Source organism: Saliniferula longa, from assembly GCF_050789285.1.
GTDB lineage: Bacteria > Pseudomonadota > Alphaproteobacteria > Rhodobacterales > Rhodobacteraceae > CAVPWP01.
The window spans coordinates 1,148,513-1,173,609 of sequence record NZ_JBOUVX010000001.1 but is presented as its reverse complement, the minus strand read 5'-3'; the positions used below and the strand labels follow the sequence as shown (position 1 = coordinate 1,173,609).

General features: G+C 68.8%; 19 protein-coding genes and 1 tRNA gene. 6 read left to right on the top strand and 14 right to left on the bottom strand.

Annotated elements, in window-relative coordinates:
- Positions 1-137: 137 nt before the first annotated feature.
- The 4 genes from ACRDNQ_RS05485 (at position 138) to ACRDNQ_RS05470 (ending at position 3,842) form a co-directional block, all read left to right on the top strand.
- Positions 138-2,174, top strand: coding sequence for an ASKHA domain-containing protein (locus ACRDNQ_RS05485; protein WP_431827621.1), 2,037 nt, complete (start codon positions 138-140; stop codon positions 2,172-2,174).
- Between the two features lie 114 nt (positions 2,175-2,288).
- Entirely contained in the window at positions 2,289-3,218 is a 930-nt protein-coding gene (locus tag ACRDNQ_RS05480) for a Hint domain-containing protein (protein WP_431827620.1), read from the top strand.
- Between the two features lie 63 nt (positions 3,219-3,281).
- Positions 3,282-3,355: transfer RNA gene (locus ACRDNQ_RS05475), tRNA-Gly, on the top strand.
- Between the two features lie 13 nt (positions 3,356-3,368).
- Positions 3,369-3,842, top strand: a complete 474-nt coding sequence (locus ACRDNQ_RS05470) for an acyl-CoA thioesterase (RefSeq protein WP_431827619.1) — start codon at positions 3,369-3,371, stop codon at positions 3,840-3,842.
- Positions 3,843-3,922: 80 nt separating this feature from the next.
- On the opposite strand, the gene pgi is transcribed toward ACRDNQ_RS05470, so the two are convergent.
- From pgi to ACRDNQ_RS05435, 7 genes are all read right to left on the bottom strand, one after another.
- On the bottom strand, positions 3,923-5,542 hold the full coding sequence (gene pgi / locus ACRDNQ_RS05465) for a glucose-6-phosphate isomerase (RefSeq protein WP_431827618.1): 1,620 nt from the start codon (positions 5,540-5,542) through the stop codon (positions 3,923-3,925).
- A 28-nt stretch (positions 5,543-5,570) separates the two neighbouring features.
- Positions 5,571-6,242, bottom strand: a complete 672-nt coding sequence (pgl, locus tag ACRDNQ_RS05460; protein WP_431827617.1) for a 6-phosphogluconolactonase — start codon at positions 6,240-6,242, stop codon at positions 5,571-5,573.
- Positions 6,239-7,693, bottom strand: coding sequence for a glucose-6-phosphate dehydrogenase (gene zwf / locus ACRDNQ_RS05455; protein ID WP_431827616.1), 1,455 nt, complete (start codon positions 7,691-7,693; stop codon positions 6,239-6,241). Before zwf ends, pgl begins: the two co-directional genes overlap by 4 nt.
- Before the next feature lie 153 nt (positions 7,694-7,846).
- A complete protein-coding gene (locus tag ACRDNQ_RS05450) occupies positions 7,847-8,431 on the bottom strand; it encodes an HNH endonuclease (protein WP_431827615.1) in 585 nt (194 codons plus the stop codon).
- Between the two features lie 176 nt (positions 8,432-8,607).
- Positions 8,608-9,279, bottom strand: coding sequence for an alpha/beta hydrolase (locus ACRDNQ_RS05445; RefSeq protein WP_431827614.1), 672 nt, complete (start codon positions 9,277-9,279; stop codon positions 8,608-8,610).
- On the bottom strand, positions 9,276-9,926 hold the full coding sequence (locus ACRDNQ_RS05440; protein WP_431827613.1) for a DNA-3-methyladenine glycosylase family protein: 651 nt from the start codon (positions 9,924-9,926) through the stop codon (positions 9,276-9,278). The genes ACRDNQ_RS05445 and ACRDNQ_RS05440 overlap by 4 nt, the downstream gene beginning before the upstream one ends.
- Positions 9,905-10,639 carry a cobalt-precorrin-6A reductase gene (locus ACRDNQ_RS05435; protein WP_431827612.1) on the bottom strand — a complete coding sequence of 245 codons (735 nt, stop codon included), beginning with the start codon at positions 10,637-10,639 and terminating at the stop codon, positions 9,905-9,907. The genes ACRDNQ_RS05440 and ACRDNQ_RS05435 overlap by 22 nt, the downstream gene beginning before the upstream one ends.
- 189 nt (positions 10,640-10,828) lie before the next feature.
- Here ACRDNQ_RS05435 and ACRDNQ_RS05430 point away from each other — a divergent pair, with 189 nt between their 5' ends.
- Positions 10,829-12,079, top strand: coding sequence for an MFS transporter (locus tag ACRDNQ_RS05430; RefSeq protein ID WP_431827611.1), 1,251 nt, complete (start codon positions 10,829-10,831; stop codon positions 12,077-12,079).
- Here ACRDNQ_RS05430 and ACRDNQ_RS05425 read toward each other — a convergent pair.
- From ACRDNQ_RS05425 to cysS, 3 genes are read right to left on the bottom strand one after another with little or no spacing between them, the layout of a single operon-like run.
- The gene (locus tag ACRDNQ_RS05425) at positions 12,076-12,831 is read right to left on the bottom strand and encodes a squalene/phytoene synthase family protein (RefSeq protein ID WP_431827610.1); all 756 of its coding nucleotides are present in this window, start codon (positions 12,829-12,831) and stop codon (positions 12,076-12,078) included. The two genes, ACRDNQ_RS05430 and ACRDNQ_RS05425, sit on opposite strands and share 4 nt — an antisense overlap.
- Entirely contained in the window at positions 12,828-14,450 is a 1,623-nt protein-coding gene (cimA, locus tag ACRDNQ_RS05420; protein WP_431827609.1) for a citramalate synthase, read from the bottom strand. The genes ACRDNQ_RS05425 and cimA overlap by 4 nt, the downstream gene beginning before the upstream one ends.
- The gene (gene cysS / locus ACRDNQ_RS05415; protein WP_431827608.1) at positions 14,447-15,835 is read right to left on the bottom strand and encodes a cysteine--tRNA ligase; all 1,389 of its coding nucleotides are present in this window, start codon (positions 15,833-15,835) and stop codon (positions 14,447-14,449) included. The genes cimA and cysS overlap by 4 nt, the downstream gene beginning before the upstream one ends.
- A gap of 252 nt (positions 15,836-16,087) precedes the next feature.
- On the opposite strand from cysS, the gene typA reads away from it, so the two are divergent.
- A complete protein-coding gene (gene typA, locus ACRDNQ_RS05410) occupies positions 16,088-17,908 on the top strand; it encodes a translational GTPase TypA (protein ID WP_431827607.1) in 1,821 nt (606 codons plus the stop codon).
- A gap of 80 nt (positions 17,909-17,988) precedes the next feature.
- Here the strand turns inward: typA and ACRDNQ_RS05405 are convergent, their stop codons facing one another.
- The 4 genes from ACRDNQ_RS05405 to ACRDNQ_RS05390 all read right to left on the bottom strand — a co-directional run bounded on the left by ACRDNQ_RS05405 (position 17,989) and on the right by ACRDNQ_RS05390 (position 25,029).
- Complete coding sequence (locus tag ACRDNQ_RS05405; RefSeq protein ID WP_431827606.1) at positions 17,989-18,276, bottom strand: DUF1330 domain-containing protein; 288 nt, start codon at positions 18,274-18,276, stop codon at positions 17,989-17,991.
- Between the two features lie 3 nt (positions 18,277-18,279).
- Positions 18,280-20,940, bottom strand: coding sequence for an alanine--tRNA ligase (gene alaS, locus ACRDNQ_RS05400; protein ID WP_431827605.1), 2,661 nt, complete (start codon positions 20,938-20,940; stop codon positions 18,280-18,282).
- Positions 20,941-21,262: 322 nt separating this feature from the next.
- Complete coding sequence (gene recA, locus ACRDNQ_RS05395) at positions 21,263-22,339, bottom strand: recombinase RecA (RefSeq protein WP_431827604.1); 1,077 nt, start codon at positions 22,337-22,339, stop codon at positions 21,263-21,265.
- A gap of 344 nt (positions 22,340-22,683) precedes the next feature.
- Positions 22,684-25,029 (bottom strand): ATP-binding protein, encoded by a 2,346-nt coding sequence (locus tag ACRDNQ_RS05390; protein WP_431827603.1) that lies wholly within the window; start codon positions 25,027-25,029, stop codon positions 22,684-22,686.
- Between the last annotated feature and the right edge of the window lie 68 nt (positions 25,030-25,097).

Genomic DNA, 25,097 nt, shown 5'->3' with positions numbered 1-25,097 from the left:
GCAGGGAATCGGATGACGTTTTGTGCGAGGGTCGATATCACGGCGGCCGCGCGACCCGTTAGGCGGGGACCCGCCGATGGCGGGGTCCGGCCGGCGCGGTGGCATTCCTGCATCACCCTGCCCCGGGAGACCCGTCGATGACCGCCGATGCACTCGTGATCTTCACGCCTTCGGGCAAGCGCGGCCGCTTCGCCCTGGGCACGCCCGTGCTGACCGCCGCGCGCCAGCTTGGCGTCGACCTCGATTCGGTCTGCGGCGGGCGGGGCATCTGCTCGAAATGCCAGATCACGCCGTCCTATGGCGATTTCCCCAAGCACGGCGTCACCGTGGCCGAGGGCGCGCTGTCGGACTGGAACGCGGTCGAAGAACGCTACAGGCAGAAGCGCGGGCTGGCCGCCGGACGCCGTCTGGGGTGCCAGGCCACCGTCCAGGGCAACATCGTCATCGACGTGCCGCCCGAAAGCCAGGTGCACAAGCAGGTCATCCGCAAGTCGGCGTCCGACCGGGTGATCGAGATGAACCCCGCCACCCGGCTGTACTATGTCGAGGTGGCCGAGCCCGACATGCACGAACCCACCGGCGACTTCGAGCGCCTGAAGGCGGCGCTGGCGCGCGAATGGGCGATCGGGGACGTGACCGCGCCGCTGCCGGTGCTTGCGCGTCTGCAGCCGGCCCTGCGCAAGGGCGGCTGGGCGGCGACGGTGGCGCTTCACAAGGGCAACCACGACGACGGGCACCGCATCCTCGACCTTTGGCCCGGGTTCTGGGAGGGGCGCCTTTACGGCCTGGCGATCGACCTTGGGTCGACCACCATCGCCGCACATCTGACCGACCTGCGCAACGGATCGGTCGCCGCCTCGGCCGGGGTCATGAACCCGCAGATCCGCTTCGGCGAGGACCTGATGAGCCGGGTGAGCTATGCCATGATGAACCCCGGCGGCGACGCCGAGATGACGGCCGTCGTGCGCGAGGCGATCGGCCGGCTGGCCCAGGAACTGGCGACCGAAGCCGGGATCGAGGCGCGCCAGATCGTCGAGGCGGTCTTCGTCTGCAACCCGGTCATGCACCACCTGCTGCTGGGGATCGACCCGGTCGAGCTTGGCCAGGCGCCCTTCGCGCTGGCCACGTCCTCGGCGCTTGACCTGTCGCTGGCCGAGATGGGCATCGCCGGCGTGAACCCGGCCGCGCGCGCCTATATCCTGCCCTGCATCGCGGGTCATGTGGGGGCCGACGCCGCGGCGGTGGCGCTGTCGGAATCGCCGCAGACCTCGGACGATCTGGTCCTTGTCGTCGACGTGGGCACCAACGCCGAGATCCTGCTGGGCAACCGCGACCGGGTTCTGGCCTGTTCGTCTCCCACCGGCCCCGCCTTCGAAGGGGCCCAGATCTCGTCCGGCCAGCGCGCCGCCCCGGGCGCGATCGAGCGGGTCGAAATCGACCCCGCGACGAAAGAGCCGCGCTTCCGCGTCATCGGCAGCGATCTGTGGTCGGACGACCCCGGCTTTGCCGAGGCGACCGCGACGACCGGGATCACCGGCATCTGCGGCTCGGGCATCATCGAGGCGGTGGCCGAGATGCGGATGGCCGGCCTTCTCGATCCTTCGGGCCTGATCGGCAACCCCGAGCAGACGGGGACCGCGCGCTGCCTCCCCGACGGGCGCACCTTCTCGTACATGCTGCACGATGGCCGCGCCGACGGCGGGCCGCTGATCCTTGTCACGCAGGGCGACATCCGCGCGATCCAGCTTGCCAAGTCGGCGCTTTACGCCGGCGCGCGCCTGCTGATGGACGAGATCGGCACCGACACCGTCGACCGCGTCGTGCTGGCCGGCGCCTTCGGCGCGCATATCAGCCCCAAGCACGCCATGGTCCTGGGCATGATCCCCGACGCGCCGCTCGACAAGGTCACATCGGCGGGGAACGCCGCCGGCACCGGGGCGCGCATCGCGCTCTGCGACGTGACCGCGCGCGCCCGGATCGAGGCGGACGTGGCGAAGATCATCAAGATCGAGACCGCCATCGAACCGCGCTTTCAGGAGCATTTCGTGGCCGCCAACGCCATTCCGCACGCGACGGCGGATTTCCCGCACCTTCGCGCGGTGGCCACCCTGCCCGATGTCGCCTTCAACACCGGCGGCGGCGAAGGGCGCGCGCGGCGGCGTCGACGCGACTGACCGTCCGGACTGAAGGCCCCGATTGTCCGCGACCGATGGCAATGAGGCGTCAGCTTCATTGCCATTGCAGCAAGCACGGCTAAACTCGGTCCGGGCGTTGCCACCGAGGATGACATGGGTACAGGACCAGGCGGAGGGCGGCTGACGATCATCGGGCCGGAGACCCTTGCGATCTCGCCAGGCGATGCCGAACTGACCGCCAACTACATCGTCAACCGGCTGAACGTGACGTGGTCGGTGCAGGTCATCTCTGACGGCGTGCTGACGCCTGCGGACTATACCGTCACGATCTCCGAGACCGGCCCCCTGTCAGCGCGCCTGTCTGTCGTCCTGACGCCGGGCGTGAACATTCCCGCGGGCACGTCGCTGCAGCTTGTCATCGGCGCCGTGCGCGCCGGAGGCGGCGGAGGAAACAGCGACACGCTGAACGTCACGGTGTCGCTTCCGCCCGGTGTCGTCCCCTGCTTCGTGGCCGGCACGCTGATCCGCACGGCGCGCGGCGAGGTTCCGGTCGAAGAATTGATGGTCGGCGATCTGGTGCTGACGGGCGAAGGCTGGCCCGCGCCCATCCGCTGGATCGGCGAGCGCCGGCTGAGCGGCGCCGAGCTGCGGGCCGCGCCCCACCTGCGCCCCGTCACCATCCGCAAGGACGCCTTCGGCCCAGGCGCGCCCTACCGCGACCTGAGGGTTTCGCCCCAGCACCGCATCGCGCTGACGGGCTGGCGGGCCGAGCTTCTGTTCGGCGCGCCGGCGGTGCTTGCCCATGCCGTGCACCTTGTCGACGACGCGCAGGTGCTGCACCCGCCCGCGCCCGAAGATGGCGTGCGTTACGTGCACTTCTGCCTTCAGGATCATGACCTTGTCTGGGCCAACGGTCTGTCGACCGAGTCGCTGCTTCTGGGCGAAGTGGCGTTGGCCTCCTACGACGCGGCGTCGCTTGCCGAACTGGCCGAGATATTCCCCGACCTCGCGCACCCCGACGCCGGCCGCAGCTGCCTGCCCTGCATCGGCCGCCGCGAGGCGCTGTGTCTGCTGGACGGCTGACGGCACCGCCTGCGGCCGTCCTTGACGAGCCCCGCCGCGCGCCGTAAGTCCTGGGGCAGACGGGCGGGTGTAGCTCAATGGTAGAGCAGAAGCTTCCCAAGCTTACGACGAGGGTTCGATTCCCTTCACCCGCTCCAGTATCCTGACGCCATGACCGACTATCTCACCCCTCTGTCCGGTGAACGCCTGCGCGCCGCCGGCATTCCCGAGCCCTGGAGCTTCGGCCATGCGGACCGCGTGCGCTTTTACGAGCTTGACGCCCTGAACCATGTCAACAACACCACCTACCTGCGCTGGTTCGAGACGCTGCGGGTTCTGTGGTTCGTCGACCGCGGGATCACGCAGTACCGGCCCGAGGACCCGACCTTCGTGGTCCGCAGCCTGAGCTGCGACTATCACGCGCCGCTCTTTCTCAACGACGATTACATCGTGACGGCCCGCTGCGAGAGTGTCGGGCGGACGAGCTTCCGCAAGGCCTATGCGGTCTGGAGCGGGGGGCGGCTTTGCACCAGCGGGAGCGCGGTCATCGTCCGGACCGATCCCGCGGGTGCGCGCAGCCTGCCGCTGACGGACGCCGAGCGTGCGGTGCTTGTCACGCGGGACGGCGCCCGGGACGAACGCTAGGGCGAGGGGGCTGTCCGCCCCCTCGCGCTCCCCCGAGGATATTTGCAGGTCGATGGAGCCGCGCTGGCCGCGCGCGGGGATCAGCCCGCGTCGGCGAAGCGGTGGACGGTGGCGACAAGGGCCTGCGTCGAGGGGTCGAGCCCTTCGCCCGGCGCCTCGCCCGCGACCACGGGTTCAAGCGATTTCGCCAGTTCCTTGCCCAGTTCGACCCCCCACTGGTCGAAGGAATTGATGCCCAGCATCGCCCCCTCGACGAAGGTGCGGTGTTCGTAAAGGGCGATGATCTGGCCCAGGACGAAGGGGGTGAGCTTCGGGTAGACCAGCGTCACGGACGGGCGGTTGCCGGGAAAGACCCGGTGCGCGGCCTGGCGGCGCAGGTCGTCCCCGGTGAAGCCCGCCTTCGCCATCAGCGCCTCGGCCTGGGCGAGGCTGCGGCCGGTCATCAGCGCCTGCGACTGGGCAAGGCAGTTGGCCACCAGAAGCTGGTGATGGTGGGCAAGCTCGGGCTCGTGGCCCTCGGCGCCCAGAAGGAACTCGCACGGCACGACCTGCGTGCCCTGGTGGATCATCTGGTAGAATGCGTGCTGGCCATTGGTGCCGGGTTCGCCCCAGACCACCGGGACCGAGGCCGCAGGCACCTGCCCACCCTCCATCGTGGTCTGCTTGCCGTTCGATTCCATCTCGAGTTGCTGAAGATAGGCCGGCAGCCGGGCAAGGCGCTGTTCGTAGGGCAGGACGGCGCGGGTGGGCAGGCCCATCCCCTGGTTGTGCCAGAGCCCGCTCAGCGCCAGCATCACAGGCAGGCTGTCCCGCGGCGCGGCGGCGCGGAAGTGGCGGTCCATCTCCTGTCCGCCGCGCAGAAAGGCATGGAAGGCGTCGCGGCCAATGGCGATCATCAGCGACAGCCCGATCGGGCCCCACATCGAATAGCGGCCGCCGACCCAGTCCTCGAAACCGAAGACGCGGTCGGGGTGGATGCCGAAGGCTTCGGTGCGCTCGGCCGCGGTCGAAAGGGCCGCGAACTGGTCGGCGGGGCGGGCGACCGCCTCGCTCATCCAGGCCTTGGCCGTGGCCGCGTTGGTCATGGTCTCGATCGTGGTGAAGGTCTTCGAGGCCACGATGACCAGCGTCCGCGCGGGGTCGAGCGGGCGCAGGATGTCGGCCACATGCGCGCCGTCGATGTTCGAGACGAAGTGGCAGCGCGGCCCGTCGTGATAGGGCGCAAGCGCCAGCGTGGCCATCGCCGGGCCAAGGTCGGAGCCGCCGATGCCGATGTTGACCACGTCGGTGATCGCCCCGCCCCTGCCCCGGAAGCGGCCCGCGCGCACGTCCTCGGCGAAGCGGCCCATCCGGTCGAGCGTGGCGAGAACGCCGGGCATGACGTCCTGGCCATCGACCAGGACCGGCCCGCCGTCGAGGTTGCGCAGCGCCGTGTGCAGCACCGCGCGGTCTTCGGTGTCGTTGATCTTGCGGCCCTCGAACATCGCCTCGCGCCGCGCCTCGACGCCGGCGGCGCGATACATCCCAAGCAGCAGGTCGCGGTCGTCCGGGGTCATGTGCGTCTTCGAATAGTCGAAGAGCAAGCCGCCCGCCTCGACCGAGAAGTCGCGGGCGCGGTCGGTCCCGTCGAAAAGATCGAGGATCCGGCGGGATTTCGCGGCGGCGGCGCGGGCCGAAAGGGTCTGCCAGTCGAGCGTCATCGTCGTTGTCCTTCTGCGCTGTCCTGCGTCAAGCCGCCCAGTGAACCGTCGCCCTGCCCCAGACGGAGCGGATCGGCGCCTCGGCCGGCGTCAGTTGCGCGGCGCGCTCGAGCGCGGCGTGCTTCTCGGCGCCGGTCACCAGGACATGCGTCGACATCGCCCCGTCCAGGACCGGCGCGGTCAGCGTCACCCGCGCCTCGCCGCTGCCAGGGGCGGTGATCGGCAGCACCGGCGGCGCGTCGGACGCCAGCGCGGCCCCAAGCCCGTCGGCGCCCGGGAAAAGCGAGGCCGTGTGCATGTCCGCCCCCATGCCCAGAAGCAGGACCGACACCGGCAGCAGCCGCGTGACCATGTCCCCGAGGTCCGGCGCGGCCTCGTCGGGCGACTGGCCCGCGCGGTAGAAGGGGTGGAACCGCGCCGCCGCCGCCCGGTTGGTCAGCAGCGTCTGGCGCAGAAGCCGCGCGTTCGAGCGCGGGTCCCCCTCGTCGACCCAGCGTTCGTCGGTCAGAAGCACGTCGACTCTGCTCCAGTCGAGCTTGGCCGCGCAGAGCGACTGGAACACGGGCCCTGGCGTCGTGCCGCCCGGCACGGCCAGGGTGCAGCGGTCCTCGTGCATCAGGGTCGCGTTGATTTCGCCCGCGAGCACGTTCGCGACGTCGATCATCATCATGTCGCGGTCGGGATACTCGACAAACCTCATGGCCGGATCTCCCGCCACTTGCGCCCGGCGCGGTGCATTAGGATCGCGGCCTCTTCCGGCCCGGTCGAGCCGATCTCGTAGGGCGCGGGGGCATCGCCGCGCTCGGTCCAGCCCTCGATCAGTGGGTCGGTCCAGGCCCAGGCGGCCTCGACCTCGTCGCCGCGCATGAACAGCGTCTGGTTGCCCCGGATCACGTCCATGATCAGCCGCTCGTAGGCGTCGGGCACCTCGCTGGCCTCGGGGCCAAGCGCGTCGGCGAAGGACATGTCGAGCGGCACGTCGAGAAGGCGCATGCCGCCGGGGCCGGGTTCCTTGATCGTCACGCCAAGGGTGATGCCCTCGTTCGGCTGAAGCCGGATCGACAGGATGTTGCGGTGGGTGCCGGCCGACTGGCCGAAGATCGCGTGCGGGGCGTCCTTGAACACCACCGCGATTTCCGAGGCGCGCGCCTTCAGACGCTTGCCGGTGCGGAGGTAGAAGGGCGTGCCCGCCCACCGCCAGTTCGAGATCCCGCACTTCAGCGCGATGAAGCTTTCGGTGCGGCTGTCGGGGCTTTCGGCCTCGTCCCGATAGCCCGAGAGCGTGTCGTTCGCCAGGTACTGCCCGCGCACGATGTCCTTCGGCTCGACCGGGTCGAGGGCGCGGATCACCTTGAGCTTCTCGTCGCGCACGGCGTCAGGGTCGAATCGGCTGGGCGGCTCCATCGCGATCAGGCACAGAAGCTGCATCAGGTGGTTCTGCACCATGTCCCGCATGGCGCCCGACTTGTCGTAATAGGCCCCCCTGCCCCCGACGCCCACCGTCTCGGCCACCGTGATCTGGACGTGGTCGACGTATTGCGCGTTCCACAGCGGTTCGAACAGGACGTTGGCGAAGCGCACCGCCATCAGGTTCTGCACCGTCTCCTTCCCGAGATAGTGGTCGATCCGGTAGATCTGTTCTTCCGAGAAGTGGCGGGCGAGCGTCGCATTGAGGTCGCGCGCCGAGGCCAGATCGCGCCCGAAGGGCTTTTCGACGACGATGCGGCAGTGGCGCGAGGCGATGCGGTGATCGTTCAGCCGCTTGGCCAGATCGCCGAAAAGGCTTGGCGCGACCGAGAAATAGAAGGCGCGGACGACGTCGGGGCGGACCATCGCGGCAAGCTCGGTCCAGCCCGCGGTGCCGGTGGCGTCGATCGTGACATACTCGATCCGGCCAAGGAACGCGGTCAGCGTGTCGCCGTTGCGCCGACCTTCGGGAATCGCCTCGGACACGGCGTCGCGCACCATGGCGCGATAGCTGTCCGAGGTCAGGTCGGACCGCGCGGCGCCGATGATGCGCGCCTCGGCCGGCATCTGTCCATCGGCGAAGCGGCGATAGAGGCCGGGCAGGATCTTCTTCTGGGCAAGGTCGCCCGTGCCGCCGAAGATGACAAGGTCGAACGGGTCGACGGGAATGACGCGCGAGACCATGGGAGCTCCGGTTCGTTAGCGCTAACAGCATCCTTGCCCGCGCTATAGCGGTGCTGCGGCGCGAAGTCTAGCGAAGCTGGCCGCGATCAGAAAGCCGCCTTGTCCCGACGCGACGTTTCTGCAACGCAGCGACGCCCCGACCGGCCGGCGGTGTCAGGCCTCGAGTTCCGCGTCCCAGTAAAGGAAATCGAGCCAGGTTTCGTGCAGGTGGTTCGGCGGGAACTTGCGGCCACGGTCGCGCAGTTCTTCAGCCCCCGGACGGCGCGGGGCGCGCCGCAGCGACATGCCGGCCTGCGACAGGCTTTTCGACCCCTTGCGCAGGTTGCAGCGGGCGCAGGCCGCGACGACGTTTTCCCAGCTTGTCACGCCGCCCCGTGCGCGGGGCACGACGTGGTCGAAGGTCAGATCGCCCTTCGCGCCGCAGTACTGGCAGCAGAATTCGTCCCTGAGAAAAAGATTGAAGCGCGTGAAGGCCACGCGCTTTTGCGGTTTGACATAGTCCTTCAGCACCACGACCGACGGTATTCGGATCACGGTCGAGGGGCTGCGCACGACCTCGTCGTATTCGGCCACGATGTCGACCCGGTCCAGCCAGGCCGCCTTCACGGCCTCCTGCCAGGGCCAGAGCGACAGCGGGTAGTAGCTGAGCGGGCGGTAATCTGCGTTCAGGACAAGGGCCGGATGCTGCCGCAGACTTGACGGGTCGCGCACGAAACTCGTTCGGAAATCACCATCCATGACCGTCCGGACCCCTGTGTTGTGCGGCCACGGCCGCCGTTGCCCCAGCTCCGATGCACCCACTATATCTGGCGGTTGACGTCTGGCAAGCCCCAGAGACTAGTGGGTTTTGTCGCAGGGGTAGCGCGGGTCCGTCACAGTTGCGTGACAGCGGGGCAAAGGGCCGCGCGGCGCGCTCAGTCCGCGGGTGCGGCCAGCCGGTCAAGCATGAAGCGCAGCGACACGCTGAGCCCGTCCGGCGCGATGCCGTGGCCGGTGCCCGACATGCGGTGGGCGTAGGTTTCGAACCCCGCCGCCGTCAGCGCCCGCCCCGCCTCGGCCATCGAGACGAAGGGCACCACCTCGTCGGCGTCGCCGTGCACCAGAAGCACCGGCGGGCGCGAGACGGTCTCGGCCGTCAGCCGGTCGGGCGCCAGAAGCCGGCCCGAGAAGGCCACCACCCCGGCAAGGGGCGCGGGCCAGCGGGGGGCAAGATGCAGGCTCATCATGGAGCCTTGCGAGAAACCGAACAGGATCAGCCGGTCCGCGGTCAGTCCTTCGCTGTCCAGCACGCCGGCGACATAGGCGCGAAGATCGTCAAGCGAGGTCGCCATCGATGCCTCGGCCGCGGTCTCGGACGACCCGTCAAGCCAGGGGATCGGGAACCACTGATAGCCGAAGGGGCTTGCCACGCAGCGTTCGGGCGCGTCGGGGGCGTGAAAGGCGGTGTCGGGCATATGCGGGCCCAGGGGATCGGCCAGACCCAGAAGATCGGCCCCGTCCGCGCCATAGCCGTGCAGGAAGATCACCGCCGAGCGGGTCGTCCCCGAGGCCGGCGGACGGCGTTTGGCGGCCAGCGTGCGCGTCATCGGATCCCCTCGCGTTCCTTCGCCACCCGGTAGTAGGCCCACAGAAGGCGCGCCGCAACCGCCCGCCAGGGTGCCCAGGGTTCGGCCATCTGCCGCAGCACGGCCTCGCGCGGGCGGGCATCAAGCGCGAAGAGCAGCCGCGCCGATTCCTGAAGCGCCAGATCGCCCGGCGCAAAGACATCCGCCCGACCGAGCGAGAACATGGCATAGATCTCGGCCGTCCAGCGCCCGATCCCCGGCACGGCGATCAGGGTCGCGATCACCTCGTCCGTGGGCTGGCGGCGCAGCGCGGCATAGTCGATCGCCGCCCCGGCCAGCGCGCGGGCATAGCGCGCCTTCTGCCGCGACAGGCCACAGGCGCGCAGCGCCTCGTCGTCGGCGGCAAGGACCGCGCCCGGCGCGGTAAGGCCCGCCGCATCGAGCCGGCCCCAAATCGCGTCCGCCGCCGCGACCGAGACCTGCTGGCTGACGATGGCGTCAAGAAGCGCCTCGTACCCGTCCGCGCGCAGGCGCAGCGGCAGGGGACCCGTGGCCGAGATCGCGTGGCCGAAGCGCGGCTCGACCCGCGCCAGATGGCGCGCCCCTTCGGCCAGGCAGTCGGGGCTGTGGATCACGCGCCCGACCCTCAGATCCGTCTGCGCACCCATGCCATCGCCTCCGCCACGGTTTCCACCTTCGGCCCGGGCGGTTGTGGCGGCCGCCGGATCATCGCCACCTTTACCCCAAGTTCGCGCGCCGCTTCCAGCTTGGCGCGGCTGGCCGTGCCGCCCGAGTTGCGGGTGACCAGCCAGTCGATGGCAAGTCGGCCGAAGGTGGTTATCTCGTGGTCGATCGAGAACGGCGGTCGGCCGTAGACGAAGATGCCGTTGCCGAAGGGAAACGGATCGCGCGCCCCGTCCGTGCGCCGGCAGAAAAGCGTCGCCTCGCGCAGCGCCCCGAAGGCGTGAAGCGATCGCCGCCCCGTGGCCAGAAAGACCCGCGCGCCGGCCGGGATGTGGCGCGGGGCGTCGGCCTCGGTGTTGAGGAAGGTCCAGTCGTCGCCCGGCTCGGGCAGCCAGGCGGGGCGCAGGAACTGGATGTAGTCCACTCCGCGTTCGGCGGCGATGCGCGCGGTGCGGTGGCTGATGCGCGCGGCGAAGGGATGGGTGGCGTCGATGATCGCGTCGATGCCTTCACGCCCAAGCCAGTCGACGAAGCCCGCGTCGCCGCCGAACCCGCCGATCCGGGTGGGAATGCCGAAGGGTTCGGGCCGACGCTCGGCCCGGGCGAGCGAGGCGATGGCCAACACGCGCGACTCGCGCGTCAGCGCAGCGGCGACCTGCCGCGCCTCCCAGGTTCCGGCGAGAAGAAGAAGCCTCATCGACGTTCGACCGGCGACACCCGTCCCTCCCGTTGCCCGTACTTCGTTCAATTGAATACGGTGGCATGCAAAGAAATAGCGCGTCCGCGGGCGGCCGCAAGGGACGCGCTGCGAATGCCCGCGCGACACCGGTGTCGCAGGGATGGGTTCGTGCTTGCCCCTGCCGCGCAAGGGCGTCTACCTGACGGCATGAACGACCCGACATCACCCGCCTGCCCGACCGAGACGCCCCGCACAGGCGACCGCCGCGCCTGGCGCAACGTGGCGGTGCTGGTCGCCGCGCAGGCGATCCTGGGCAGCCAGATCACGATGATCTTCGTGATCGGCGGGCTTGCCGGACAGCAGCTTGCGCCCAATCCCTGCCTTGCCACGCTCCCGATCTCGCTGATCGTGGTGGGGTCGATGACGACGGCGCCCTGGCTGTCGGGGCTGATGCAGCGCCACGGCCGCCGCGCGGGGTTCGTGCTGGGGTCGGTCGGCGGGCTGGTCGGATCGGCGATCGCGGCCTTCGGGCTCTGGCAGGGCAGCTTCGCCCTGCTTCTGGCGGGCAGCTACCTGACCGGCATCTACATGAGCGCGCAGGGCTTCTATCGCTTCGCCGCGACCGATACTGCGACGGACGCCTTCAAGCCCAAGGCGATTTCCTATGTCATGGCCGGCGGCCTTCTGTCGGCGCTGATCGGACCGCAGCTTGTGAAGGTCACGGTCGACGCCCATGTCGTGCCGTTCCTTGGCACCTATCTGACGGCCATGGCGATCAACGTCGTCGGGATGGGGCTGTTCTTCCTGCTCGACATCCCGAAGCCGCCGAAACCCACCGCCGCCGACCCGCGCGGACGCACCAAGACAGAGCTTCTGAAGGATCCCGTCATCGCGGTCGCGGTGATCTGCGGCATGGTCTCGTACGCGCTGATGAACCTGGTGATGACCTCGACGCCGCTTGCGGTGGTGGGCTGCGGCTTCACCACCGGCAATGCGTCCGACATCGTGTCGGCGCATGTGCTGGCGATGTTCGCGCCTTCGTTCTTCACCGGCCACCTGATCGCCCGCTTCGGGGCCGAAAGGATCGTGGCGGCGGGCCTCGTGATCCTGGCCGCCGCTGGCGGCGTGGCGCTGAACGGCGTCGAGCTTGCGAACTTCTTCGGCGCCCTTGTCCTGCTCGGGATCGGCTGGAACTTCGGCTTCATCGGGGCCACGACCATGCTGGCGCGGTCGCACGCCCCGCAGGAACGCGGCCGCGTGCAGGGCATGAACGACGCCATCGTCTTCGGCGGCGTCGCGGTCGCGTCGCTGGCCTCGGGCGGGCTGATGAACTGCACCGGCGGGAATTCCGCCGACGGCTGGAGCGCGGTGAACATGGCGATGGCGCCGTTCCTGGCCCTGGCCGGCGGCGCGCTGATCTGGCTGGTGATGCAGCGCCGCGACCCGGCCCGTCGCTAGGCCGCCACGCGCCCGGTCAGCGCGGCCCGCAACCGCAGCGCGCGGCGGCGCAGCTCGCTGACGCCAAGGGCGCCTTCGGCCACGCGCCCCGGGTCGCGCGCGGCAAGTGCAAGGACGGCGGCGGCCTCCCACGCCGGCCAGGTCGCGGGCCCCCGCGCCCCCCCGGCCACCCCTGCCCGCAAGCGCCGCAGACCCTCGGCGGCAAGCGCGGCCACGGCCTCGGGCCGGCCATCGACCAGCGGGCGGCGACCGCGCGATTCAAGCTCGGGGATAGCGCGCAGGAAGGCGGCCAGGCCCTGCGCCCAGCCCAGATCCCGCACCGCGGCCTCGTCGCCCGCGCCCAGCAGGCGCGCGGCCGTCCACATCAGGCCAGCGGCGGTGGCGTCGATATATTCGGCGAAATGCGCCGCGTCCTCGAACGGGTCGCGGTAGATGTCCCAGCGGCGCGCGGCCACCAGCCGGTCCAGCGTCCGCGCCGCCTCGGCGTCGATCACCCCGGCCAGCGGCGTCGTCACCTCGTGCCGGCGGACCGGGCGGCCTTGGGCGACTTCTTCCAGCGCGTCGCGCCACCATTGCAGGCGCATCTCGGCGATGGGCGCCTCGGCGGTGACCCAGGGCGCGCGCGTCACCTCGACGTTGAAGGCGTAAAGCGGCAGCAGCCGCGCGCGCAGGCCGACGGGCGCGGCCAGAACGGTGGCGAAACGGTCGGGGTCGCCGCGCTGGACGAGATCGGCGCAGGCGTCCAGGCTCATGCCGCGACGGCGCCGTCGCGGACAAGCTTCCAGACGATGGCGTCGAGAAGCGCCTCGAACGAAGCGTCGACGATATTGGGCGACACGCCCACTGTCGACCAGCGCCGGCCGGCCGAATCCTCGCTGTCGATGATGACGCGGGTCACGGCCTCGGTGCCGCCCTGGGTGATGCGCACCTTGAAGTCGACCAGATGCAGGTCGTCGATGATCGACTGATAGGGTCCAAGGTCCTTGGCCAAGGCCTTCGACAGGGCGTTCACGGGGCCGCGGTCCGAGCCTTCCTCGTCATGGCTTTCGCTGACCGACAACTTCCGCTCGCCGCCGATGTCGACGACGACGACCGCCTCGGACAGCGTCAGCCGACGCCCCTTGTCGTCGCGCTGGCGTTCCACGGTGACGCGGTAGCGGCGCACGTCGAAGTAGTTCGGCAGGGCGCCAAGCTCCTGCCGCGCCAGCAACTCGAACGAGGCCTGCGCGGTGTCGTAGGAATAGCCCTCGGCCTCGCGCGCCTTGACGATGTCAAGGATGCGGGCCAGCGCCGGATCGCCCTTTTCCACCGCGATCCCCATCTCGGACATGCGGCGGATCAGGTTCGACTGTCCGGCCTGGTTCGACATCGGCACGATGCGGGCGTTGCCCACGGCGGCGGGGTCGATGTGTTCGTAGGTTGCGGGGTCCTTCAGGATCGCGCTGGCGTGCAGCCCGGCCTTGTGCGCAAAGGCCGAGGCGCCGACATAGGGCGCGCTGCGCAGCGGCACACGGTTCAGGATGTCGTCAAGCATCCGCGAGGTGCGCGTCAGTCCCTGCAGCGCCTCGGGATTTATCCCTGTCTCGTAACGGCTTGCATAGGGTTCCTTCAGCAGAAGCGTCGGGATCAGCGTGGTCAGGTTGGCGTTCCCGCAGCGCTCGCCCAGGCCGTTCAGCGTGCCCTGCACCTGCCGCGCGCCGGCGTCGATGGCGGCCAGCGAGGCCGCGACGGCGTTGCCGGTATCGTCATGGGTGTGAATGCCGACGCGGTCGCCCGGGATGCCCGCGTCGATCACCGCCCGGGTGATCGCGCCCACGTCCGCGGGCAGCGTGCCGCCGTTGGTGTCGCACAGCACCACCCAGCGGGCGCCGGCCGCGTAGGCGGCGGTCGCACAGGCGATGGCATAGTCCGGGTTGGCCTTGTAGCCATCGAAGAAATGTTCAGCGTCGAAAATGGCTTCGCGCTCCAACTTCACGCAATGCTCGATGCTGCGGGCGATGTTGTCGAGGTTTTCCTCAAGCGTGATGCCAAGCGCCGTCTCGACGTGGAAGTCGTGGGTCTTGCCGACCAGGCAGACCGCCGGGGTGGCGGCGTTCAGGACGGCGGCCAGCACGTCGTCGTTGTCGGCCGACCGGCCCGCACGCTTGGTCATGCCGAAGGCGGTGAAGGTGGCGCGGGTCTTCGGGGCGTCGGCGAAGAAGTCGTTGTCGGTGGGGTTCGCTCCCGGCCAGCCGCCTTCGATGTAATCGACCCCCAGCCGGTCGAGCGCCTGCGCGATGGCCTGCTTTTCCGGCGTCGAGAACTGTACGCCCTGCGTCTGCTGCCCGTCGCGCAGCGTGGTGTCGTAAAGATAGAGGCGCGCGCGGGTCATTTCAGGGCTTCCAGTTTGTTCAGATCGACTGACATCCCAAACTCCCAGACTGATCCTCCAGGAACATCCTTGATGACGACGCCAGCTTCCGAGAGCGCGTCGCGTATCCGGTCAGCCTCGGCGAAGTTACGGTTGTTCTTGGCTTCGCTACGGCGGGCGAGCAATTCGTCGATCTTAGTTGCCGCTTCCGAATTGACGCCAACCGCCAAGCCGCCGCTTTCAACGTATCGAAACCAGTCCACTTCCTCGGCATCGGGCAGCCCGATCAGCCGCATAGCCGCCTTCAGGTAAGGCGCCGAAAGCGAGTTCATCTCGGTCAGAGCAAGGTGTGTGTTCAGATCGTCCGCGAGCGCCGCGAGAACGCGAGCGGGCACGACCTTCGCTGCCTCGACCCCATCCGTCTTGCGAAACCACGCCGTCAGGCGCTTTTCGGCCTCGCCCCTCTTCTTCTCCGTCCAGTCCATCGGCTTGCGATAATGCGTCGACAGGAACACGAAGCGGATCACCTCGCCCGGGACGCCCCGGTCAAGCAGGTCGCGCACCGTGAAGAAGTTGCCCAGCGACTTCGACATCTTCTTGCCCTCGACCTGAAGCATCTCGTTGTGCATCCAGATGCGGGCGAAGGCGCCTTCGGGGTGGGCGCATTTCGACTGGGCGATCTCGTTCTCGTGGTGGGGGAACTGAAGGTCGATCCCGCCGCCGTGGATATCGAAGCTGTCGCCCAGGATCGCGTGGCTCATGGCCGAGCATTCGATGTGCCAGCCCGGGCGGCCGCGGCCCCAGGGGCTGTCCCAGCCGGGCTGGTCGGGGGCCGAAGGCTTCCACAGCACGAAGTCCATCGGATCGCGCTTGTAGGGCGCGACCTCGACCCGGGCGCCGGCGATCATGTCCTCGACCGAGCGGCCCGACAGCGCGCCGTAGTCGGCATAGCTGCCCACCGCGAAAAGCACATGCCCCTCGGCCGCGTAGGCATGGCCCTGCGCGACAAGGGTTTCGATCATCGCGATCATCTGCGGGATGAAGGCGGTGGCATGCGGCTCGACATCCGGCGGCAGAACGCCAAGCGCGGCCATGTCCTGATGATACCAGGCCTCGGTCGTCGCGGTCAGCTCGTCGATGCCGATGCCGCGTTCGGCGGCGCGGTCGATGATCTTGTCCTCGACATCGGTAATGTTGCGCACATAGGTCACGTTCGCGTCACCATAGGTGTGGCGCAGAAGCCGGTTCAGCACGTCGAAGACCACCGACGGACGGGCGTTGCCCAGATGCGCCCGGTCATAGACCGTGGGGCCGCAGACATAGATCGACACGCGCCCGGGGATGACCGTGGGCTCGAGCGGGTCCTTTGCCCGGGTCCGGGTGTTCCAAAGCCTGATCTCGGTCATGGGGCGTCCTTCGGGTCGGGTGCCCGCGGGCCTTAGCGTGATCTTGTCTTGAGGAAAAGAGGACCGGCCCGCGTGACTGTTGTCAGCGGAGAATGCAGCAGCGAATGATGCACAGGGTCGTCATGCCGCAAGGCCTTAGCAGAGGCGCGAGGGTTCGTCCAGCGTGGCGGATCGGGCGCGATGTCGTTTCGCTCTGGCCTTCCGGCGCGGGGCGCGCTAGCAGGCGCGCAATCCCCCATAGGACCGGCCCCCATGAAGCTGCGCAACATCGCCATCATCGCCCATGTCGACCACGGCAAGACCACGCTTGTCGACGAGCTTCTGAAGCAGTCGGGCGCCTTCCGCGTCGGGCAGGCGGTGGCCGAGCGGGCGATGGATTCCAACGACATCGAACGCGAACGAGGGATCACCATCCTGGCCAAGTGCACCTCGGTCGAATGGAAGGGCACGCGGATCAACATCGTCGACACCCCCGGCCACGCCGATTTCGGCGGCGAGGTCGAACGCATCCTGAGCATGGTCGACGGCGTCGTCCTTCTGGTGGACGCGGCCGAAGGGCCGATGCCGCAGACCAAGTTCGTCACCTCGAAGGCGCTGGCGCTGGGCCTGCGCCCGATCGTGGTGCTGAACAAGGTCGACAAGCCCGACGCCGAGCCCGACCGCGCACTGAACGAGGTCTTCGATCTTTTCGCCGCGCTCGACGCCGACGAGGACCAGCTCGACTTTCCGCATCTTTACGCCTCGGGCCGCTCGGGCTGGGCCGACGAGGAACTGGACGGCCCGCGCAAGGACCTGTCGGCCCTGTTCAACCTGATCGTGGCCCACGTGCCGCCGCCGCGCCAGACCAGCCGCGTCGAAGAACCGTTCCGCATGCTGGCCACAACGCTGAGCGCGGACCCCTTCATCGGGCGCATCCTGACCGGCCGCATCGAAAGCGGGCGGCTGACCACGGGCGCGACGATCCAGGCGCTGAGCCGCATCGGGCAGAAGATCGAGCAGTTCCGCGTGACCAAGATCCTCGCCTTCCGGGGCCTGTCGCAGCAGACGATCGAGACGGCCGAGGCCGGCGACATCGTCACCGTCGCGGGCATGTCGAAGGCCACCGTGTCGGATACGCTTTGCGCGCTTGCGGTCGACACGCCCCTGCCCGCCCAGCCGATCGACCCGCCGACGATCTCGGTCACCTTCGGGATCAACGACAGCCCGCTGGCCGGCCGCGACGGCAAGAAGGTGCAGTCGCGCGTGATCCGCGAGCGGCTGATGAAGGAAGCGGAATCGAACGTCGCCATCAAGGTCGCCGACACGCCGGGCGGTGACGCCTTCGAGGTCTCGGGCCGGGGCGAATTGCAGATGGGCGTGCTGATCGAGAACATGCGCCGCGAGGGGTTCGAACTGTCGATTTCGCGCCCGCAGGTGATCCTGCGCGACGGCGAGGACGGCAAGCTCGAGCCGATCGAGGAAGTGACGATCGACGTCGACGACGAGTACACCGGCGCGGTCATCGAGAAGATCACCGGCGCGCGGCGCGGCGACCTGGCCGAGATGAAGCCGGCCGGGGCCGGCAAGACGCGGATCATCGCGCATGTGCCATCGCGCGGGCTGATCGGCTATCACGGCGAGTTCCTGACCGACACGCGCGGCACGGGCGTTCTGAACCGCGTCTTCCACGGCTGGGCGCCGCACAAGGGGGCGATCCCCGGCCGGCGCGCAGGTGTGCTGATCTCGATGGAGGCCGGGCAATCGGTGGCCTACGCGCTGTGGAACCTCGAAGAGCGCGGACGGCTGTTCATCGGCCCGCAGGAAGAGGTCTACCAGGGCATGATCATCGGCGAGCACAGCCGCGACAACGATCTCGAGGTCAATCCGCTGAAGGGCAAGAAGCTGACCAACGTCCGCGCCTCGGGCACCGATGACGCCGTGCGGTTGACGCCGATGGTGCGGTTTTCGCTGGAAGAGGCGATCGCCTATATCGACGACGACGAACTGGTCGAGGTCACGCCGAACGCGATCCGGCTGAGAAAGCGCTTTCTCGACCCGCACGAGCGCAAGCGGCAGTCGCGCGCCGAAACCTGAGGCGGGATGCGAGGGGCCAGCCCCTCGCGCTCCCCGGAGTATTGCTCAAGAGAAGAAGACCGCGATGATCGGCGGCGGGCCTAGTCCTCGTATTCGACGATGACGAGTTCGCGGTCGGCCGCGCCCCTGGCGTGGCTCAGCGCCTCCTGGTAGTGGGGCGAGCGGTAGCAGGCCTCAGCCGCCTCGAGCGAGGGGAAGCGCGCGACCACGTTGCGCGGCCGGTCGGGGCCTTCCAGCTGCACGTAGCGGCCGCCGCGGGCGATGAACTGCCCGCCATGTTCGGCGATGGCCTGGGTCGCGAGGCTGGCATAGCGGCCATAGGCCTCGGCGTCGTGCACCTTGACGTGGGCGATCCAGAAGGCGGGCATGGTCTATCCTTTCAACGCGGCTTCGGCGGCGGCAATGGCGGCCGCGGCGTTCTCGGCGCTCTTGGCCCCGCCCTGCGCCATGTCGGGCCGGCCACCGCCGCCCTTGCCGCCAAGCGCCTCGACCGCCGCGCGGGCGATGTCCACCGCCGAGAGGCGACCGGTCAGGTCGGTCGTCACCCCCGCAGCCACGGCGGCCTTGCCGTCGGCCTCGCTGATCAGAAGAACCGCGCCGCTGCCCACCCGCGCCTTCAGCGCGTCGATCAGGCCCGGCAGATCGCGTCCGGGCACGCCATCGAGCACCTGGGCGAGGAAGGTGACGCCGTTCACGGTTCTCGGCACCTCGCCGCCCTCGGCCCCGCTGCCGCCGCCTAGGGCGATCTTGCGGCGCAGGTCGGCCACCTCGGCCTGCAGCGCCTTGCGTTCGTCGAGCAGCGCGCGCACCCGGTCCGGGGCATCCTCGGGTCGGGCCTTGAGGACAGCCGCAACCTCGGCCAGCTTGCGGTCCTGTCCGGCGAGGTGGTCGAAGGCGGCCTGGCCGGTCAGCGCCTCGATCCGGCGCACGCCGGCCGAGGAGGCGCTTTCCCCCAGCGTCACGAACAGGCCGATATCGCCCGTCTGGCGGACGTGGGTGCCGCCGCAGAGCTCGATCGACCAGGTCCGGCCGTTCAGGCCCTTCCCGGTGGGCGCCTCGCCCATCGACACCACGCGCACCTCGTCGCCGTATTTCTCGCCGAAGAGCGCCTGGGCGCCGATGGCGCGGGCGTCGTCGGGGGTCATGATGCGGGTCTCGACCTTCGAATTCTGGCGGATGAAGGCGTTCACCTCGGCCTCGACCCGGACCAGTTCCTCGGGCGTCATGGCCTTCGAATGGCTGAAGTCGAAACGCAGCCGGTCGGGCGCGTTGAGCGATCCTCGCTGGGCGACATGCTCGCCAAGCGCCTCGCGCAGTGCCTCGTGCAGAAGGTGGGTGGCCGAGTGGTTGGCCCGGATCGCGCTGCGCCGGTCGTGGTTGACCCGCAATTCGGCGCCGGTCCCGGTGGCGATGCGGCCTTCGGTGACGTCGGCGACGTGGATGAAGACGCCTGCGGTCTTCCGGGTGTCGGTGATGCGTGCAACCCCGGTGTCGGTGCGCAGCACGCCGCTGTCGCCGACCTGGCCGCCGGCTTCGGCGTAGAACGGCGTCTGGTTCAGAACGATCAGCACACTGTCGCCCGCGCTGGCCTCTGGCACTTCGGCGCCGCCCAGCACGATGGCGCGAATCTGGCCTTCGGCCGTCTCGGTGTCGTAGCCCAGGAACTCGGTGGTGCCGTCACGCTCGGCGATGTCGAACCAGAGCGCGGCGTCGGCGGTTTCGCCGGAACCCGCCCAGGCGGCACGGGCCTTGGCCTTCTGTTCGGCCATCGCTGCGTCGAAGCCCGCCACGTCGACCGCGCGGCCACGCTCGCGCAGCGCGTCCTGCGTCAGGTCGAGCGGGAAGCCATAGGTATCGTAAAGCTTGAAGGCCGCCGCCCCTGGCAGGTCGGCCCTGTCGGGCAGATGGGCCAGTTCCTCGTCCAGAAGCCTGAGCCCGCGGTCGAGCGTTTCGCGGAAACGGCTCTCCTCGAGCTTCAGCGTCTCTTCGATCAGCGGCTGGGCGCGGCCCAGTTCGGGGTAGGCCTGGCCCATCTGCATCACGAGCGCGGGCACCAGACGGTACATGACCGGGTCCTTCGCTCCCAGAAGATGGGCATGGCGCATGGCGCGCCGCATGATGCGGCGCAGGACATAGCCGCGGCCCTCGTTCGAGGGCATGACGCCGTCGGCGATCAGGAAGCTGGTGGAGCGCAGGTGATCGGCGATGACGCGGTGGTGGATGCGGCCCGGCCCGTCGGGATCCGAGCTTGTGGCATGGGCACAGGCCTCGATCAGCGCGCGCATGAGGTCGGTGTCGTAATTGTCGTGCTTGCCCTGAAGCAGCGCGCCGATCCGTTCAAGGCCCATCCCGGTGTCGATCGACTGGGCGCCAAGCTCGCGCCGGGTGCCGTCCTCGAACTGTTCGTACTGCATGAAGACGAGGTTCCAGATCTCGATGAACCGGTCGCCGTCCTCGTCGGGGCTGCCCGGGGGGCCGCCGGGGATGTGATCGCCGTGGTCGTAGAAGATCTCGGTGCAGGGGCCGCAGGGGCCGGTCGGGCCCATCTGCCAGAAGTTGTCGGACGTCGGGATGCGGATGATCCGCTCGTCCGGCAGACCGGCGTATGTCTTCCAGATCTGGGCCGCCTCGTCGTCGGTGTGGTAGACGGTGACCAGCAGCCGGTCCTTCGAGATGCCGAATTCCTTGGTGATGAGGTCCCAGGCGAAGGGAATCGCGGCCTCCTTGAAGTAGTCGCCGAACGAGAAGTTGCCGAGCATCTCGAAGAAGGTGTGGTGGCGCGCGGTGTAGCCCACGTTGTCGAGGTCGTTGTGCTTGCCGCCCGCGCGCACGCATTTCTGCGCGGTGGTGGCGCGGACATAGTCGCGATGTTCGACGCCGGTGAAGACGTTCTTGAACTGCACCATCCCCGAGTTCGTGAACATCAGCGTCGGGTCGTTGCGCGGCACAAGGGGCGAGCTGTCGACGACCCGGTGGTCGTTCGTCTCGAAGAACCCGAGGAAGGTCGCGCGGATGTCGTTCAGGCTGGTCATGGGCGTTCCGGGATCAGGGGTCGTCCTGATCTATGCGCAAGAGGCGGGTCTGTCCACAGGGGGCGTTCCTCGTCGCGGCATTCCCGGGCAGGCCGATCCTTAAGGCGCAGCCGACAGGGCAAGGTCACGGGGAAAGGTCGCCCGAGGAGTGATCCGGACAGGTGGCGCGGAAAGGCGCGCGCGGGCCGCCTGCCCTGCCCAAGGCGTCGCCCTGGGGAAACGAACGGCCCCGGCAAAGGATGCCGGGGCCGGGATCGGTTGGGATGGGCCAGGATCGTGCAGGCCCGGCTGGCCGCGACCGGCGGTCCCCGGTCGTCAGCGGTCATTCCTCGGCCAGCACCTCGTCGGTGTCGTCGGTGGCGCCCATGTCGAAGTCGAGCCCGTGCGCGGCGCGGATCTTGTCCTCGATGGCAAGCGCGACGGCGGGATTGTCCTTCAGAAACTGCTTGGCGTTCTCACGCCCCTGCCCGATGCGCTCGTCGCCATAGGAAAACCAGCTGCCCGATTTCTCGACCACACCGGCCTTGACGCCAAGGTCGAGCAGTTCGCCGGTCTTCGAGATCCCCTCGCCGTACATGATGTCGAACTCGACCTGCTTGAACGGCGGGGCGACCTTGTTCTTGACGACCTTCACGCGCGTGGTGTTGCCCACCACTTCGTCGCGGTCCTTGATCGCGCCGATGCGGCGGATGTCGAGACGGACCGAAGAATAGAACTTGAGCGCGTTGCCGCCCGTCGTCGTTTCGGGGCTGCCGAACATGACGCCGATCTTCATGCGGATCTGGTTGATGAAGATCACCATGCAGTTCGACCGGCTGATCGAGGCCGTGAGCTTGCGCATCGCCTGGCTCATGAGCCGCGCCTGGGCGCCGACCTGCGCGTCGCCCATGTCGCCCTCGAGTTCCGCCTTGGGCGTGAGCGCGGCGACCGAGTCGACCACGACCATGCTGACCGCGCCCGAGCGCACCAGAGTATCCGTGATCTCGAGCGCCTGTTCGCCGGTGTCGGGCTGCGAGATCAGCAACTCTTCCAGGCTGACGCCCAGTTTGCGGGCGTAAAGCGGGTCAAGCGCATGCTCGGCGTCGACGAAGGCGCAGACCCCGCCCTTCTTCTGTTCCTCGGCCACGCAATGCAGCGTGAGCGTCGTCTTGCCCGAGGATTCGGGGCCATAGATCTCGACGATGCGGCCTTTCGGCAGCCCGCCGATGCCAAGCGCGATATCGAGGCCCAGCGACCCGGTCGAGGTCGACTCGATCTCCTGCACCGGGTTGTCGGCGCCAAGCCGCATGATCGAGCCCTTGCCGAACTGGCGTTCGATCTGCGCCAGCGCCGAATCGAGCGCCTTCTGCTTGTCGGTGGAGCGTTTGTCGGTCATCTCGAGAATGCTTGCCGTGGCCATGGTCCTGTTCCTTATTCCACACCCGCCCGGGGGCGGCAATGACTGCCTGTGTTCGCCTTGTGTTCTCATTCATCTTATGAGATCAAACGGAGAACATCGCAACAGTTTTCTTCAAGTCCCACCTAACTGCGGAATCGGTTAAGAAGCGGTTAGCGACGGAACGCGACGGCGCGCTCGCACGCAGATCTCGCGGTGGCGGGCCCACCCCGGATCGCCAGAGCCCGCCCGCGCGCATCCGCGGAGGGCACGTGCCGCCGGGCCCATGCGGGATTGGCCCCAAGCCGCCCCGCGCGCCGATCGCCGCCACACCCAGATGTCGGCGCTATCCTGCGGGGCATGTCAGGCTAGTGCAGCTGCGCCTGGACCGTTTCGGTCAGTTGCGACAGCGAGAAGGGCTTGGGCAGGAAGACGGAATGCGGGATCCGCGCCTGGCTTTCGGCAAGGCTGTCTTCGGCATAGCCCGACACGAAGACCACGCGCGTGCCCGGCCGCGTTTCGAGCGCCTTTCTGACCCAGCTTGGCCCGTCCATGCCAGGCATGATCACGTCGGTGACGAAGATGTCGACCGACAGCGCATCGTTCTCGAGCGTCTTCAGCGCCTCTTCGGCATTCTCGGCCTCGAGCACGGTATAGCCGCGCATCCGCAGCGCGCGCGAGGCGAAGGCGCGCACCGGGGCCTCGTCCTCGACCAGAAGGATGACGCCGTCACCCTTGAAGGGCGTCGCGGTCCGGGGCGCGGGAACGGCTGCCTGGGCCGGCGCGGGTTCCACGCGTTCATGGGCGGGGAAATACAGCGTGAAGCTTGTCCCCTGCCCGACGACGCTGTCGGCGAAGATGAAGCCCCCGGTCTGCTTGACGATCCCATAGGCGGTCGACAGGCCAAGCCCCGTCCCCTCGCCGGTCTTCTTGGTGGTGAAGAAGGGCTCGAAGATCTTGGGCAGCTGGTCGGCGGGGATGCCGGTGCCCTCGTCCTCGACCCGGACGACGACATAGGCCCCTGCCGGAACCTCGGCGCGGCTGCGGCGCAGCGGCGTGGCGACATGCTCCATCCGCGTCTCGATCGTGATCCGCCCGCCCTCGGGCATGGCGTCGCGCGCGTTGACCACAAGGTTCATCAGCACCTGTTCCAGCTGGCGCTTGTCGGCGCGCACCATCATCAGCGCGGGGTCGTGCACCAGGCTGAGCGACACTTTCTCGCCCACCAGGCGGTTCAGAAGATGGGTCAGGTCCGACAGCGTCTCGCGCAGGTCAAGCGGCTGGGGATGCAGGTTCTGCTTGCGCGAAAACGCCAGCAGCTGTCCGACAAGACTGGCCGCGCGATTGGCGTTCTGGTGGATCTGGACGAGATCGCCATAGTCGGGGTCGCCCTCGTCATGGCGCAGCAGCAGCAGATCGCAGTGGCCGCTGATCGCGGTCAGAAGGTTGTTGAAATCGTGCGCCACGCCGCCGGCAAGCTGCCCGATCGCCTGCATCTTCTGGCTTTGCACGAACTGCGCCTCGAGCGTCTTGAGCTCGGTCGCATCGTGCAGGACCGCGACCAGCGTCGTCTCGTCCTCGTCGGCGATGCGCCCGAGAGTGATCTGAAGGAACACGTCCTGCGCAGGCGCGCGTGCGCGCACAAGCTCGGCCCGGTTCAGCCCGTGGCCCCCGGCCGCATCCGCCATCCAGTCCGAAATCGACCGGCCCAACCCTTCGAGCAGGTCCGACAGCGGCGTGGCCGGCGGCGCGGGATGGCCCAGCAGGTCGCGGGCCAGGCGGTTGGCCAACTGCACCGTTCCGTCCCCGGCAAGCTTGAGCATCGGCACGGGAAGCGCGTCGAAGAACTGCCAGCCCGCCGCCTGCGCGCGGTCGGCGAGGACCGGCAGCAGGTAAACCTCGCTGCGCCCGGCGGCGCTGTCGATCTGCAGGACCGTGCTGCGCACCCGCCCCGACAGCGCGGCCACCTCGTGCACGTCGCCCGGCCGCAGCGGCAGGTCGGTGATGATGCGGTCAAGCGCGCTTTCACGCCCGCCGATCAGGCGGCGCATCGCCTCGTTCATGAACAGCACGGTTCCCGCCTTCGAGACCGTCAGCATGGGCAGGCTGATCCCTTCCCCGCCGCGGCCCGCGCCGGTGCGTTCGGCGATGTCTTCAAGCCGCCAGAGAAAGCCGTCCCGGCCGATTTCGTGCACGGACAGGCGGATGTGGCCGCGCCGCATCACCACATCCTCGCGCGCCGATCCCTTGACCGCGGCCTGCGACTGAAGGCGGTGGAGAACGGTCGCGGGGGCGGCGAAATAGTCGCCCAGCACCGCCACCAGCGTGGCCCCGTCGCGTTCGCCGAACCGTTCCTGCGCGGCGCGGTTCTGATAGCCGATCACGCCTTCGGCGTCGGTGGTGAAGCTGGGCGAGGCGTCGCGTTCGACGAAACGCGAGACGGCGTGAAAAAGCTGCGCGCGCCCGGCCGCGCGCCGGTAGGCCAGAAACCAGATCGCCGCGGCAAGCGCCAGAAGACCGGCCGCCGCCGACCACAGCAGGCGGGCCGCCAGCGGCCAGGGCGCGACCCCGCCCGCTACGGCCAGACAGGCAGCCGCCCCCAGCACATAGACCGCGCGCGGCGCGAGGCGGGCGGCGGTGAGGGTCAGCGGATGCGGAGAAAGTGCCGGATGTGGCACGAGCGTCCCCTTTTCGGCGATTCGTGATGCCGCCATTTCGGACGGCAATCCTTAAGCGCCGCTTAAGCCTGGATCAGGGAACAACCATGGGTTGTACTGCGCGG